At 60.1% G+C, this 15,334-nt stretch carries 13 protein-coding genes; 7 read left to right on the forward strand and 6 right to left on the reverse strand.

Annotation, left to right across the window (positions count from 1 at the left end; genetic code table 11):
* Positions 1-3: 3 nt before the first annotated feature.
* Genes AC1DA5_RS03060 through AC1DA5_RS03085 form a run of 6 tightly spaced genes read left to right on the forward strand, consistent with a single transcriptional unit; the run spans position 4 to position 7,310 of the window.
* The gene (locus tag AC1DA5_RS03060) at positions 4-819 is read left to right on the forward strand and encodes an ABC transporter ATP-binding protein (protein WP_070726617.1); all 816 of its coding nucleotides are present in this window, start codon (positions 4-6) and stop codon (positions 817-819) included.
* Positions 820-832: 13 nt separating this feature from the next.
* Positions 833-1,273 (forward strand): NfeD family protein, encoded by a 441-nt coding sequence (locus AC1DA5_RS03065; protein WP_070726619.1) that lies wholly within the window; start codon positions 833-835, stop codon positions 1,271-1,273.
* Between the two features lie 12 nt (positions 1,274-1,285).
* Positions 1,286-2,377 (forward strand): SPFH domain-containing protein, encoded by a 1,092-nt coding sequence (locus AC1DA5_RS03070; RefSeq protein WP_092648532.1) that lies wholly within the window; start codon positions 1,286-1,288, stop codon positions 2,375-2,377.
* A complete protein-coding gene (locus AC1DA5_RS03075; RefSeq protein WP_058236604.1) occupies positions 2,378-3,712 on the forward strand; it encodes a glutamine synthetase family protein in 1,335 nt (444 codons plus the stop codon).
* Positions 3,712-6,609: a bifunctional [glutamine synthetase] adenylyltransferase/[glutamine synthetase]-adenylyl-L-tyrosine phosphorylase gene (locus AC1DA5_RS03080; RefSeq protein ID WP_480289174.1), complete on the forward strand. Its 2,898-nt coding sequence runs from the start codon at positions 3,712-3,714 to the stop codon at positions 6,607-6,609. Before AC1DA5_RS03075 ends, AC1DA5_RS03080 begins: the two co-directional genes overlap by 1 nt.
* Before the next feature lie 23 nt (positions 6,610-6,632).
* Positions 6,633-7,310 carry a histidine phosphatase family protein gene (locus AC1DA5_RS03085; RefSeq protein ID WP_480289175.1) on the forward strand — a complete coding sequence of 226 codons (678 nt, stop codon included), beginning with the start codon at positions 6,633-6,635 and terminating at the stop codon, positions 7,308-7,310.
* Here AC1DA5_RS03085 and AC1DA5_RS03090 read toward each other — a convergent pair.
* From AC1DA5_RS03090 to AC1DA5_RS03110, 5 genes are all read right to left on the reverse strand, one after another.
* Positions 7,307-8,095: an amino acid ABC transporter ATP-binding protein gene (locus tag AC1DA5_RS03090; protein WP_058236607.1), complete on the reverse strand. Its 789-nt coding sequence runs from the start codon at positions 8,093-8,095 to the stop codon at positions 7,307-7,309. The genes AC1DA5_RS03085 and AC1DA5_RS03090 overlap by 4 nt on opposite strands.
* Positions 8,092-9,057, reverse strand: a complete 966-nt coding sequence (locus AC1DA5_RS03095; protein ID WP_480289176.1) for an amino acid ABC transporter permease — start codon at positions 9,055-9,057, stop codon at positions 8,092-8,094. The genes AC1DA5_RS03090 and AC1DA5_RS03095 overlap by 4 nt, the downstream gene beginning before the upstream one ends.
* 30 nt (positions 9,058-9,087) lie before the next feature.
* Complete coding sequence (locus AC1DA5_RS03100; RefSeq protein WP_480289177.1) at positions 9,088-10,062, reverse strand: transporter substrate-binding domain-containing protein; 975 nt, start codon at positions 10,060-10,062, stop codon at positions 9,088-9,090.
* Between the two features lie 145 nt (positions 10,063-10,207).
* Positions 10,208-10,906 (reverse strand): DUF4191 domain-containing protein, encoded by a 699-nt coding sequence (locus tag AC1DA5_RS03105; protein ID WP_058236609.1) that lies wholly within the window; start codon positions 10,904-10,906, stop codon positions 10,208-10,210.
* 7 nt (positions 10,907-10,913) lie between these two features.
* Entirely contained in the window at positions 10,914-12,224 is a 1,311-nt protein-coding gene (locus AC1DA5_RS03110) for an MFS transporter (RefSeq protein WP_480289179.1), read from the reverse strand.
* Positions 12,225-12,316: 92 nt separating this feature from the next.
* On the opposite strand from AC1DA5_RS03110, the gene AC1DA5_RS03115 reads away from it, so the two are divergent.
* Positions 12,317-13,492 (forward strand): protein kinase domain-containing protein, encoded by a 1,176-nt coding sequence (locus AC1DA5_RS03115; RefSeq protein ID WP_480289180.1) that lies wholly within the window; start codon positions 12,317-12,319, stop codon positions 13,490-13,492.
* On the opposite strand, the gene sucB is transcribed toward AC1DA5_RS03115, so the two are convergent.
* Positions 13,489-15,324 carry a 2-oxoglutarate dehydrogenase, E2 component, dihydrolipoamide succinyltransferase gene (gene sucB, locus AC1DA5_RS03120; RefSeq protein WP_058236611.1) on the reverse strand — a complete coding sequence of 612 codons (1,836 nt, stop codon included), beginning with the start codon at positions 15,322-15,324 and terminating at the stop codon, positions 13,489-13,491. The two genes, AC1DA5_RS03115 and sucB, sit on opposite strands and share 4 nt — an antisense overlap.
* Positions 15,325-15,334 lie beyond the last annotated feature (10 nt).

Genomic DNA, 15,334 nt, shown 5'->3' on the forward strand with positions numbered 1-15,334 from the left:
GACATGGAGAACGTTGTTGATCTACACGACGTCACGCTTGAGCGCGGCGGATCCCACCTTGTTGATTCCCTGACGCTGTCGACGCATCGCGGTGAACACTGGGTCATTGTTGGCCCGAACGGTGCAGGCAAAACCAGCTTGATCCGACTGATTAGTGGGCGCGAGCGCGCAACCAGCGGTTCCGTGACCATTCTGGGCACGCCGATCGAAGAAGCCGACCCCGGGGAATTGTCCGCGCGCATCGGCTTTGCTTCACAGTCACTGACGGCACGAATCTCAGTGTCCATGCCGGTGCGCATGGCGGTGATGACCGCAGCATGGGGCAGGTCGATTACCTACGGCGAACAGTACGACACTGAGGACGAGGGGCGCGCAGATAACCTGCTGCACCTGTTCGGCGTCTCGCACCTGGCGGAGCGCCGTTTCGGAACGCTGTCAGAAGGGGAGCGCCAACGCGTCGCACTGGCTCGCGCACTCATGGCGGACCCGGAAATTCTGATACTTGACGAACCGAGTGCCGGACTTGATCTGGGGGCGCGTGAACTGCTGGTGGAGGCGCTGACGGAGCTGAGCGGGGATACGCGTTCACCGCAACTGCTGCTGGTTACCCACCAGATTGAAGAAATTGCACCCGGCTTCACGCACGGCGTGGTGATGTCACAGGGCCACCTCGTTGCGAGCGGGCCAATTGAACAGACTTTGACCAGTGAGACCCTGTCGACGGCATTCGATCTGCCGCTGGAGGTCGGTCACGGTGACGGGCGCTGGTGGGCGCGTATGAACAGGGACCGGAAGCCCGACAGTTCCCGTCGACACTGAAACGGAGGAAACAGTGGTCTTTTATTGGTGGCTTCTCATCGCACTAGGCTTGGGCATCGTCGAGATGCTGTCACTCGACCTCTTCTTCCTCATGCTGGCTATTTCGGCACTTGCAGGCGGAATTGCCAGCGCTGCCGGAGGGGAAACAGGCGTGCAGGTGGCCGTGTTTGCGGTCGCCAGCCTGCTTCTTCTCCTTCTCGTTCGTCCATGGGCTAAGGCGCATCTGACACGCACGAACCCGAATATTCGAACCAATGCACAAGGGCTGATTGGAACAGACGCCCTCACGCTTACTCGAGTCAACAGAATCGACGGGCGTGCCAAAGTTGCCGGCGATACGTGGAGCGCGCGCTCGGCGGATGGGCGGGAAATCCCCGCCGGCGTCCACGCGCACGTTGTCCGCATCGATGGGGCAACAGCCATTATTGAACGTAACGAACCCCCTATGCAGTGAGAGGCTGTCACAATGTTTAACTCATTCGGGCAGACAATCGGAATGGCGCTGATCTTCCTCATCGTGCTGTTCGTTGTCGTCACCGTAGCCAAGTCAATCCAGGTGGTCCCGCAGTCGCGGGCCCTGGTGGTGGAACGTCTCGGCAAGTTCCAGTCGGTGCTCTACGCCGGACTTCACGTCCTGGTACCTTTCCTTGATCGCATCGCAAGCAAGGTTGACCTGCGTGAACAGGTCCAGTCGTTCCCACCCCAACCTGTCATTACCGCTGACAACGTTGTGGTCTCCATCGATTCGGTCATTTACTACCAGGTCAACGATCCGCGTAGCGCGACCTACGAAATCGCGAACTACATTCAGGCTATCGAGCAGCTCACCGTCACGACGCTGCGTAACGTGATCGGCTCAATGGACCTCGAGCAAACACTGACCAGCCGCGACCAGATCAACTCTCAGCTGCGCGGCGTCCTGGACGAGGCAACCGGCCGCTGGGGTATTCGCGTGAATCGAGTCGAGCTCAAGGCCATCGATCCGCCGCCGTCCATTCAGAACGCGATGGAGCAGCAGCTGCGCGCTGAGCGCGACAAGCGTGCCGCCATTTTGACTGCTGAAGGTGTGCGCCAGTCTCAGATCCTCAAGTCTGAAGGTGACAAGCAGTCCCAGATTCTGCGCGCTGAAGGTGCCGCACAGGCCGCAGTGACGAAAGCTCGCGGTGAATCCGAGGCCATCCAGACCGTGTTCAACGCCATTCACGCCGGCAAGCCGACCCCGGATCTTCTGTCCTACCAGTACCTGCAGATGCTGCCGCGTATCGCTGAAGGTGAAGCATCGAAGGTCTGGGTTGTGCCAACTGAGCTGACAGCCGCCCTCGACGCTGTGGCGAAAGGCTTTTCAGGTGGGGGAACGGATGGAGAATCCGGGCCGGCTAAGCCGACCATGCCGCCCAACCCTGTGAGGCACTCAAGCCAGGCACCGATTGTAGACACCCGTCCCAAAGGGCCGAGCGTCCTCGATGAGCCAACGCAGGCCCGCCCCTCCGAAAAGCTCAAAGACCTGATTGAGCCGATCGAAGATGTGGAGCTGCCTCCAGAGGAGAATGAGAAATAGATGGATCAGTTGTCCGACTCGGTGATGCGTGAAGTTGCCGATCAGGAAATTCGCTTTATCCGCCTGTGGTTCACGGATGTGGCCGGCGTACTCAAATCGCTGGCCATTGATCCAGGTGAATTGGAGGATGCGCTCAGCGAAGGTATCGGCTTTGACGGTTCCTCGATCGAGGGGCTGACACGCGTCCACGAGTCGGACATGCTCCTGAAACCAGATCCCAGCACCTTCCAGGTTTTACCGTGGGGTAGTGAGGACGACAAAGTTGCACGCATGTTGTGCGATGTGCTCACCCCCGACGGTGAGCAGGCTCGATCCGATCCGCGAGGAACGCTGGAACGTACTGTGCAGCGTGCAACCGACATGGGATTCACCGTGATGGTGCATCCCGAGATCGAGTTCTACCTGCTGCATAAGCCTGCAACCCCCGATCACCTCGTTCCCATTGACGGTGCCGGCTATTTCGACCATGTCACGCGATCCATTGCCCACGATTTTCGTCGTCGCCTGGTTCACATGCTCGAAAGCATGGACATCGCCGTCGAACTGTCCCACCACGAGGGCGGCCCTGGGCAAAACGAAGTTGACCTGCGGGCAGTCGATGCGGTTCGGGCAGCCGACAACATCATTACCGCCCGCACGCTCATTGAATACGTGGCACTGAGCGAGGACGTCGTCGCCACGTTTATGCCTAAGCCGTTTGCCGATTACCCCGGCTCAGGCATGCACACCCACCTGTCACTGTTCGAAGGTGACCACAACGCATTTTACGATCCGGCCGGCACGTATCAGCTGTCAGCTACCGGACGCCACTTCATCGCCGGACTGCTGGCGCATGCCCGCGAAATCAGCGCGATCACCAATCAGCACGTCAACTCGTTCAAACGTCTGTGGGGCGGGGGAGAAGCTCCCTGCTACGTGTGCTGGGGTCACAACAATTCATCGGCACTGGTTCGTGTACCACTGTATAAGCCGGATAAACGGCGCTCAGCGCGGATTGAATACCGCGCACTTGATCCGGCGTGCAACCCCTACCTTGCGCTGTCAGTGCTCATCTCCGCAGGCTTGGATGGCATTGACAAGAAGATGGAGCTCATGCCTGAAGCTGAGGACAACGTGTGGGACCTGTCCGAACACGAACGTCAGGTTCTTGGCATCGATTCCCTACCTGCCTCCTTGCACAGCGCCCTGGAATGTATGAAGAATTCAGATCTTGTCGCTCAGACCCTGGGTGAAGAAGTCTTCGACTACGTGCTGCGCAACAAGTTCAAGGAATGGGCTGAGTACCGCCACCAGATCACGCCCCAGGAAATCAGACAATTCATTAAGGCCAATTGATGCGCAGCGAGCGCATTGAAGCGCACCTGCGCAGTGCAGGCTTTCACGATGCCCGCACCAGTGCGGACTATTTCAGGCAGCTTCCTGACAGTGCCGACATCTGGATGCGGGCAGCTCAGACCAGTGCTGATCCAGACCTGGTTGCCCTCCAGCTCGTGCGACTGCACGAAGCTGACCCGAATGCTCTGCGTCACGTACTCGACCACGGTGCGGTGCGCCATCTTGCCGCCGTGATGGGCGCATCGCGTCCCCTCGGCGATTTTATTGTTGCCCACTCTGACGCCATTGACGCGGTGTGGGTCGAGGCACGTGATGCTCGCCAGGTCATCCTCGACGCTCTTGCCTCGGCCACCGCAACAGCAGATGACCTGCGACGAGCGTACAGAAACGTGTTGATTTCGATTGCCGCCACTGACCTGACGGACTCCGACCCGGTTGGGCACTTGCCTGAGGTGGCTGCACGGCTGACTGATGCTGCTGACGCGGCGTTGGAAGGTGCCCTGTTGTTGGCACGGCGCCAGATCGACCCCGATCACACCGTCAAGTTCGCGATCATCGCTATGGGTAAGACGGGGGCGCGTGAACTGAACTATATTTCGGACGTTGACGTCATGTACGTGGTGGGCGTGCAGGAAGGCCAGTCAGAGCGCAGCGTTATTGAAATTGCCACGCGGCTGGCAGCGATGACCGCTCAGGCGTGTTCTGGTGCGGGCAGTGAGCCACCGCTGTGGGCAGTTGACGCCACGCTGCGGCCGGAAGGCCGTGACGGCGCACTGGTCAGAACCGTCGAATCCTACGTCGCCTACTACCAGTCCTGGGCGCACACCTGGGAGTTCCAGGCACTGCTCAAAGCGCGCCCTGTGGCAGGTGATCGTCAAGTCGGACAAGACTTCATTGACGCGATTACTCCATTTGTGTGGTCCGCCGCGGACCGCGAAGGGTTCGTGGACAACGCCCGCACCTTGAGGCAACGCGCCGAAGCCCTGGTCCCGGCTGCGGACAGCGACCGGGAACTTAAACTCGGTGCCGGAGGACTTCGGGACGTCGAATTTACGATTCAGCTGCTCCAGCTTGTTCACGGGCGCACAGACGAATCGATCCGTATTGCCGACACCGTCGGAGCAATCCGGGCACTGTCCGACGGAGGATATGTTGCCCGAACGGATGCACGCGACCTGACGCACTGCTACTGCTTCCTGCGCACTGTTGAGCACCGGGCCCAGCTGGCACGCATGCGCAGAACACACATGATCCCCTCATCAGGACACGAACTGCGGCGTATTGCCCGAGCGATGGGGCCGGAGCTCATGAGCGCGGAAAACCTCATCGACACCGTGGACGACGTGCGTGAGCGCGTCCGCAAGCTGCATGACGATATGTTCTACCGGCCGATTATCGCGGCCACCGCCCGCCTGGCTCCCGACGAAGCCGCGCTGGATCTGGAGGCTGCCAAGGCTCGTTTGGCGGCGCTGGGGTATCTGGATCCTGCCGGAGCGCTCGGTCATATCAAAGCTCTGACACACGGCACGTCACGCCGTGCCACCATTCAACGCCACCTGTTGCCTGTCTTTATGACGTGGCTTGGGCACGGAGCTGACCCTGACCTCGGGCTGTTGAACTTCCGTACCCTGTCCGAACGCATCGGCGATTCGCATTGGTACCTGTCGCTTCTGCGCGATTCAGGTCTGGCGGCCTCACGACTGTGCGAACTCTTGCCGTCCTCACGCTGGGTTGCCTCCGCTCTTGCTGAGTTGCCTGAAGCAGTGCAGTGGCTTGACGGTGATGAGCAGCTCAAAGCGCGCGACCGTCAGCGCCTGATCAACGAGGTGGACGCGCTTATCTCGCGACACAGCGACACTGAACAGGCCATGTGGCGCGTGCAGGCGGTACGTGTACGTGAAGTGACGCGCGCAGCCCTGGGAGATGCACTGGCACATGTTGCCCCTGTGCGAACCGCCATTGCGGACGCTTCGGATGTGGCGCTTCATGGCGCACTGACTATCGCGACTCGCCAGTGGAGCAGTGAGCACGCAGACGCGCAGCCGCCACGCCTGGCTTTTGTTGCGATGGGTTCATACGGCGGACGCGAATCTTCGCTGATGTCCGACGCCGACATTATTGCCGTTCACGAGGGGGACGCCGGTGCCGCCGTTGACATCACCATGCGCGTGAAAAAGCTGCTCAGCTCTGTCCACGAGGGATCGGGGCTGAGCGTGGATATGGATCTGCGACCGGAAGGAAAATCCGGGCCAGTTTCGCGCACGGTGAGCTCCTATGAGGAGTATTACCAGCGGTGGGGATCAGTATGGGAACGTCAGGCACTGTTACGAGCCAGACCCGCAGCAGGTGACGGGGAGCTGCTGGTCGACTTCTTTGCCGCCATCGATCCGATCCGCTACGATCAGTCACCCTCGGACGCTGATATTCAGCAGATTCGCCTGCTGAAAGCTCGAATGGAACGCGAGCGACTGCCTCGTGGCATTGAGCCGACGCGGCATGTCAAACTTGGCGTGGGGGGAATGAGCGACGTGGAGTGGGTCGTGCAGCTCATGCAGATGCGTCACGTTCACAGCTGTGAGGAGCTGCGCACCACCTCCACGCAGCGCGCGCTGGCGGTCCTACGACACAGCAACCTGATCAGCGGAGAGGACGCTGATGACCTGGATCGCGCGTGGAGTTTAGCTCGACGCATCCGTACGGGAAACGTGCTGGCAACCGGGCGCACATCCGGGGTCAAAATCGACGTGCTGGCGCGCTCGGGTGCGAAACTGGCTTCGCTGGCGCACTTGTTAGGATATGGGGCAGGCGGCTATCACGCCCTGGAAGAGGACTGGCTGCGTGCGGCCCGGCGTTCACGGGATGTGATGGAACGGCTCTTCTGGTCAGACTCACGGTGAATGGCATCTTGAGGAAGTAGGAAATGAAACTTGTTCTTGTCCGGCACGGACAAACCGCCGCCAATCGATCACACGCACTGGATACGGGCCGTCCCGGCGCACCCCTCGACAAGCGAGGACGTAAACAGGCCGAATCGCTGGCAGCGCGGTGGGAAAACGATATTGCACCGGCACCAGGCCTGGTGGTCGTCTCACCTTTGATCCGAACGCGGCAAACAGCAGCACCGCTGATCGCCCGCTTCAACCCACACGTGTGGATTCGACCCGGCATCCGTGAAATCGAGACAGGCGACGGTGAAATGGCGGTGGACCGCGCCTCGGAAATGACGTACGTGCGCACCATCGTCCACTGGGCTCAGGGCAATCTGGATGCCAGAATGCCGGGTGCGCAAAACGGGCATGAAGTGCTGGCACGGGTGCGTCCCGTCATCGGAGAAATTGAACAGTGGGCCGAGGAGCACAAGGACGGAGTCGTCGCACTTGTCGCGCATGGCGCTATTTTGCGCACAATCACACCCGTGCTTGCCTCGAATGCGGATGCGCGCATGACGGTAACCAATCCGATGCGCAACACCGGCACCACGGTGCTCGATCGTGAAGGCGGCCAGTGGGTTGCGCGCACATGGAACGACCGTCCGATCGACCAATGGCCCGTGCCCGACGGCGAGATTCCACTGGTGCGATCAGAACTGAGTGCTTAGAGAACCTTCGAGAAGAACGCCTTGGTGCGTTCGCGCGTGGGATGCTCGATGACGTCGGAAGGCTTCCCCGCCTCCACAATCACACCCTCATCCATGAACACGACCTGGTCGGCCACTTCGCGCGCAAACCCAACCTCGTGCGTGACAGCCACCATCGTCATGCCGGAGCGGGCCAGATCTTTCATCACGCCGAGCACTTCGTCAACCAACTCAGGGTCGAGGGCTGACGTCGGCTCATCGAACAACAACAGCTCCGGGTCCATGGCAAGTGCGCGTGCAATGGCAACACGCTGCTGCTGGCCACCGGACAGCTGCGAAGGATAGTGCTGAGCACGGTCAGCCAGACCTACACGATCCAGCAGCGACAGCGCCGTTTTCTGTGCCTCTTTTTCCTTGACGCCCTTGACGTGCACAGGTGCTTCCATCACATTTTCGAGGGCGGTCATATGGGGGAACAGGTTGAAACGCTGAAACACCATGCCAATGCGAGAGCGTTGCTGAGCGATGACCTTGTCGGGCAGGTCATGCAGAACAGGCTGACCAGATGAGTCAGTGGTTTCGCGGTACCCAATCAGGTCGCCTTCAACATAAATCCTGCCTGCGCTGATACGTTCCAACTGGTTAATGCAGCGCAGGAGGGTTGATTTTCCTGAACCGGACGGCCCCAGGATCACGCACACCTCGCCGCTGCGTACCGTCAGGTCGATGCCGCGTAATACATGAAGATCACCGAAGAACTTGTGAACTGCCTGCACGGAGACCATCGGGGCAAGTGAAGAGCTCATGGTGTGACCTCGATAAATGGATCGTTTTTCGTGGTGTGAGAGGAATTGATGGCGCTCTGGCGTCCCGTCTTGTGCGAGGAAGTGCCGGTCGTGCCTTCCGGGCGGTCAGAGGTAAAGCCACGCCCATAGTGCTGCTCAATGAAGTACTGAATGACCATCAACAGCGAGGTGATCGCCAGATACCACAGTGCGGCCGCGATCAGCAGGGGGATCGGCACGAACAGCGCCTGCCCCTTGGCGCGCGCCACGAACGTCAATTCCAGAGTGAACGGAATGGCGGCAACCAGAGAGGTGGTCTTGAGCATCGAGATCGTCTCATTCCCGATCGGCGGGACAATCACGCGCATTGCCTGCGGCAGGATAATGCGACGCAGGATCAGACCGCGATGCATACCGAGCGCGGTCGCTGCTTCTTCCTGTCCCTTATCAACGGACAGCAGACCTGCGCGGATAATTTCAGCCAGGTAGGCACCCTCGTTGAGTCCCAGGCCAATGAACGCCATCCAAAGCAGCGTGAAAACCTGAGCGGTGTCGAAGGTGACGAACTCGGGGCCAAAGGGAATACCAAGTGAGAGCTGAGGATAGAGGGTTGGAAGCAGAGACCAGAAGATGAGCTGCGTGTAGATTGGTGTGCCGCGGAAGAACCAGATGTAGAACGTGGCGACCCACCGCAGGATCGGGTTGGGCGACTGGCGCATAATTGCCATCGTCACCGCGAGGACCGTGCCGAGGATCATGGCGACGATCGTCAGGAGGATCGTGTACATCACGCCGCTGACAATGGTGCGTGAGAACAGCCATTGCCACACAACGTCCCACCGGAAGTTCGGGTTGGTCAGCAGCGTGTTGATCGCCATGGCGACAAGCACGGCGACAATCGCAGCCGACACGAGCCGACCGATACGTGGCACGGGTTTGGCGTGAATAATCTCAACGCCGTCACGAATGTCTTGCTTCGGCACTGGTCACTCTTTCTCTGGTTAACCGACAGGTCACTCAACCGGCGGGTTGACAGTGGCCGTGTCGAGGGCGGAGGAGTCCGCGCCGTAGGGCGCGAGGATTTTCTCTAGGTATCCGCTGTCCATCAGGTACTGCATGGCCTTGGCAAGGGCATCTGTCAGAGCCTGATCAGACTTGGAAACCGCAACGCCTTGTGGGGCTGCTTCGATGACGTCTCCAACCTGTTCGAGCTGTCCCTGGGTGAGCTTGACCGTGTAACTGATCACTGTGGAATCTGCCAGGGTTGCGTCGTACTGTCCACCCACAACCTTCGTGGCGACGTCAGTCTGCAGATCCATCGGCATGACCTGAATGGCGGGTTTGCCGTCGGCTTCACACTTTGCGGACAGCTCGTTGGCGTACTCGTGCTGGAACGTGCCGTTCTGAACGCCGAGGGTGGCGCCACAGGGGTCAGCGGGGTCGAAGTTCTTCGGGTTGCCTGTCGATACGGCGTATGCGGAACCAACCTCGATGAACTGAACGAAGTTGGTTTCTTTCTCACGTTCTGGAGTAATCGTGAACGCCGACATGCCGATGTCAAACTTGGTGCCCAGTGCCGGAATGATCGTGGGGAACTCGGCGTGCGTGGTGGTGCCTTCCGACAGACCCAGCACCTGTGCGAGGCCGCGCACCAGGTCAACTTCGTAGCCAACAGGGGTCTGACCATCGTCACCGCGTAATTCCGCCGGCGCGTAGTCCGTGGAGGCTCCATTTCGCAGGACGTCACGATCCTTGATTTCCTGTGGAACGAGGGCAGCGATATCATCCTGGACTGGAATCTGGCTGGTATCGAAGGGGGTGATCCCCGTGGACGCCATTGGATTGTCGGCAGATGAGGTCGCTGATTGTGCTCCGGATGATGCGCCGGCATTCGACTGATCGGCAGGGACGTCATCGGGATCAGAGCACGCGGCCAGGCCACAGGCGGTCAGGGCAGCAATTGCAGTGACGACAGTAAACTTACGCATGATTTCCTCCAATATGCGAGCAACGCGAAGGAACTATTTCTCCACGTCGACCAACATATACGAGTATGCGCATAAAAGTATAGTTATGCGTCGCCGTCTCAATATGTGAAGCGACCGGCGCGGCGGCATCGCCGCTCAGACATGGTCAGTGGCCACGCAGGGCACGACGCGACGGGCGCGCCTTCATGGGATCAATGCTGCGAGGAACGCGTTGGTGCGTCTTGTTCTCCAACGCTGTCAACCGCTGAGAGATCGCAGGAACTTCCTCACGAGTCAGCGTCTTCTTGAGCTTCCGGATACGACGGTCAAGCTGCCCGAGGGTGATCTGTCCATCACCATGGCCCACCTCAATCAGGTGAATCGGAACGTTCTGGGCGACACGTTGCGTGTTGCGACGCTCCTGATTCAACATCGGGCGCACACGCGAGGAGGGTCCCTCGGAAATGAAAACCACACCGGGCCTGCCGACAAGGCGCCACACCAGATCCTGATGGCGATTCGCTGCAACAGGCTCTTCGCTGACAATCCACCCGCGCTTGATCTGACTGATAACCGCATACACGGATCCGATCGTGCCGTCGATCTGCTGATACATTGCGCGGCGCACAAGTGCAGCGAGCAGACCCATGCACAGCAGCAGTGCCAACATGACTCCCGTCAGGATCCACATGAACCATGAGTTGGTGAGGAATCCGAGGAGGATGCCAAGAGCGATGAGAACGATGGAACCACCGATCATCACCCATCCGATCCACGGATATGAGCGCGCAGTGATCTTATAAGCGTCAGCGAAGTTCTGATACCACCGACGCTTCTTTTCCTGGGGTGCGTTTTCCTTTGCCATAATGGTCCTATCCTACCTGTGATTGGAGCCGTGCGGGACCACGGCTTCCTGCGCGACGCAAAATCTCACCCGTGAGTGCGATAACAAGTCCGGCGCACACTGCGATCGCATACGCCCACGGCGCACCGGACGAAGACGCCATCATGCCACCCGCGGCTGATCCACAGGACACGCCGATTGTGACCGAAGACTGCATCGACGTCATCGCCACTGAAACACCTTGTGGGGGAGCCAGGCGTTCCGACAATGAAAAGGCCGTCACCATTGTGGGCCCCACGAAGAGTCCGGCAATGAGCAGCATGAGAGCAGTCAGGATAATGCTCGAGGCCCCAGCTGTTGCCCCCATCGCTGCCGCAATTCCGACCCCGCCGATGATGACGCGCCACGACAGTCGCACGGATTCGGGAATCAAGACAACCATCAGGGCCATTGCGGCTGACCCGATACCCATGACCGCGTAAATCAAACCGGCCTGCGTCTGCATTCCGGCCATTGCTGCTCGTTGGGTGGTGCCGGCCTGAACGGAGCCAAATATCGTACCGATACAGGCCATGATGAGGATCGCCGGAAGGACAACGCGCAGCACCGAGGCGATCGACACCGGCGGGGTTTGCGTGCGATCAGCGTCGTCCTCGTTCGGCAGGGAAGCGGGCGTGCGAATAGCGAAAGGAATCCCGGCGCACAGCACGAGGAGGACGGCCAGTGCCAATGGCGCGGCAGGTGCTGCGGCGGACGCGGCGATGCCAACGAGGGCTGGGCCGAGGACGAAGACGAATTCATCAGCGGTGGACTCATAGGAAAAGGCTGCGGCCAGATGATGGGGGGAGGTAGTGCGCGCCACCCAGCGTGCACGCGTAAATGAGCCAATCGGAACGGCAGTCAGGCCCACGCATAAGGCAGCTAGCCACAAACCTGGGCCACTGTGAGCAGTCAGCGCTACAGCGCATAGTCCAGTTAGGGAGAGCGCGTTGAGGGGGAGCAGCGTGAGCAGTACCGGTCGTTGTCCGCCAAGGTCAGCCCAGCGTCCGATCAGCGGCGAAGCGATGGCTGTTGACAGAGAGACCACACCGGTCGCCAGTCCGCCGGTTGCGACGGATCCAGTAGAGGCGGTGATTGCCGTCATCGTCCCCAACGGAACCATGGCGTAAGGTGCGCGAGCCACAAACGCGATGATGAGCTCGGGCCACCCAACCAGAGCGGGCAGAATACGATAATGCGCCAGAGCGCGAAATGGTGATGTCTGCACGAAAGCATGTCCCAACATAGGCGTGCCCTCAAGGGTCTTGCCAGGCAAGAGCAGGAGGGCTTGCTGCGCCACGGCAGCGGTGTCATTCTAGCGTGTATCCATGCGCCATCCACAGATTGCGATTGCGTATTGTGCCATAGGGGAAGGCCCGTCACAGTAGGGGCATGGATATCAATTCCTACGAGTTGCGGTCATTGGCCTCGATGAGCCATGCCGGCCCCATGTGGCACACACTGACTCGCGATGGGAACGCAGGCCTGCTGGCACTGCGGTCAGCTGACGATGCGCAGCGCCTGGAGTCACGGTGGCGCGCCTGGGCGCAGATTGACTGTGACAACGTGGTACGGCTCCACGACGTGGCGCGCCATGACGATGGACGGTGTGCCGTTGTGATGGAGTACGTCACCGGTCGCACACTCGACACGCTGATCGGGACCCCCTCACTTCGTCGCAGGCAGGTGCGCGAGCGCATCAGCGCGTCCATCCGGCGCGGTGTGGAAGCGCTCCACGAGCACGGCATCGTGCACGGCGACCTGTCTCCATCCAATATCGTGGTGCGCCCCGACTATCAGGCGGTCCTCATTGACATTATCGATGGTCCCGAAGGCATCATCGGCACTGAAGGATGGTCCGATGGTGAGGGCACAGTCGAGGGCGACTGGGACAGCGTTGCGCGTATTGAACGCAAGCTCAGCAGCCCCGGCAGTGTGGGCGACGAATTAGGGGAGGTGCTGCGTCGCGCGGCGAACACGGAGCTCACACAGCATGAGAACGCGCCGGCACGGCATAAGCGACCTCGGTCTTCTCACGCAAAAGTCGGTTTTGCAGCGTGTATGGCGTTCGGAGTCGGCGCATGGGTGATCGGGCATGCAGTGCGCAGCGATGCTGAACAGAGCGTCTCCGAATCGGGCGCGGTATCAGCGTGCCCGAGCAGTGATGAAGCTCGTGACGTCATCACCGATGTGCTGCGTTCACGTGACAGCGCATTGATGAATCGCGATGTTGACGGGCTGACGTATGCAACCAGTGGTGTGTTGCTGGAGTCGGACCAGGCACTGATAGAGAATCTGGTCGCAGACGGTGTGGAATTGAAGAATCTGTCGACAGCCGTTGTGGGCGATGTGACGGTTCGCTGCGACGGGCAGATGGTGACGGTCAGCACCCGCATTCAGCAGGCCAGCCACCAGCGCTGCGAGGCTGGACTGTGTCACAGCGTCGGCACCCAGCCTGAACACAACGTGGAACTGACACTGGGCGGACATCCGCTGAGTGTTCACGACATAGCAAGCGGGGATGCGCCGAGTAACTCGAGCGCACCCCCGCCTGGTGAGGATTTCTAGAGACCCAGATCTGCCTGGAATGCTCCCTGCTCCAGACGACGCTTGACGTCCATCAGGTAGCGGGCCGCGTCGCCGCCGTCGACCAAACGGTGATCGTACGACAGGGCCAGGTACACCATCGAGCGGATGCTGATTGAATCATTGCCCATCGCGTCCTTGACAACCACAGGGCGTTTCACGATCGTTCCGACGCCCAGAATTGCGGTTTCCGGCATGTTGAGAACCGGAGTGTCGAAGAGTGCTCCACCCGATCCCGTGTTGGTAATCGTGAAGGTGGATCCGCTCAGGTCATCGACACCTGCGCTGCCATCGCGTGTGCGCTTGGCCAGGTCATTGATCGAGGCTGCAATTTCAGGAAGTGACTTGCTTCCTGCATCCTTGATGACCGGAACCAGCAGCCCTCGCTCGGTGTCCACGGCAATGCCGATGTGCTCGTGATCGTGGTACGTCACCTTCTTGTCGTCGATCGTTGCGTTGATCTTCGGGTGCGCAACGAGGGCTTCGGTAGCGGCCTTGACGAAGAAAGGCAGGAACGTCAGCTTCGTATTGTGCTTTTCCTGGAACGGAGCCTTGGAGGCTGCGCGCAGGGCAGCAATACGGGTGACATCCACTTCGACCACTGTGGTCAGCTGAGCAGCTGTCTGCAAAGACTCGATCATGCGCTTTGCGATCGTCTGGCGCAGACGCGTCATCTTCTCAGTCTTTCCACGAAGTTCAGACGGCTCGAAGACGATCGGCTCATCGGATGACTGCGGTGCAGGAGCCCCACCAGATGCGGCCGGCGCTGCCTTCGACGAGGAGGACTCAATGGCTTTTTCGACGTCTTCGCGGCGAATACGGCCACCAACACCCGTGCCAGTCACGGTGGACAGGTCGATGCCGGCCTCACGTGCCAGCTTGCGCACGATCGGTGTGACGTACTGACCAGAAGCAACCGACTGTTCAGGCTGGTCCGCAACCTTCGTGCCGGACTCGGTAGCTTTCGGCGCCAGCGTTTCAGGCGTCTCGAATTCCTTCTTATCCGAATCGCCTGGCTGATGCGGCATCGGAGGAGCCGGGGGTGCAGGCGGTGCGGGTGGCGCAGGGGGTGCCGGAGGCGCCTGACGAGGTGCGGGCGGCTCGGCCGATGGGGATGGAGCCGATGTATCTTCCGACGGCTCATCGGGTGCGACAGCATCTGCCGTCTTCTTTTCCGCCGACTGGTCAGATGCTGCGCCGCCGGCCTGATCGGAGATCACGGCCACCACGGTGCCGACCTCCACCGTTTCGTCTTCTTCCACCCGGATTTCCACCAGGTAACCGGATGCGGGGGAGGGAACTTCAGAGTCGACCTTGTCAGTGGACACTTCCAGAAGCGGCTCATCTGCTTCGACCTCGTCACCGACCTGCTTGAGCCAGGTTGTCACCGTGCCTTCAGTGACTGATTCGCCCAAGGCGGGCATGGTGACCTCGGTGGTGTTACCGCCGCCCGAGGCAGGGGCCTGCCTGGATTCGGCTTCCGGCTCTGGTTCAGATTCCTCGGAGGCAGCTTCCTGTGATTCATCGGCGCTCTGGTCGCCCTCGTCGCCTGCCTCGTCCGCTGAAGCCTCTTCACCTTCCTCGCCAATCAGGGCGATCTCGGTTCCGACCTCAACGGTTTCGTCTTCTTCAACCAGGATCTTGAGCAGAACGCCGCTGGCGGGGGAGGGAACTTCAGAGTCGACCTTATCGGTGGACACTTCCACAATCGGTTCGTCAGCTTCAATCTTGTCGCCCACCTGCTTGAGCCACGTTGTCACTGTTCCTTCAGTGACGGACTCGCCCAGAGCGGGCATCTTCACTGCTGTCGCCATCGTTCAATCT

The sequence above is a fragment of the Pauljensenia sp. C0254C2 genome, from assembly GCF_056583835.1.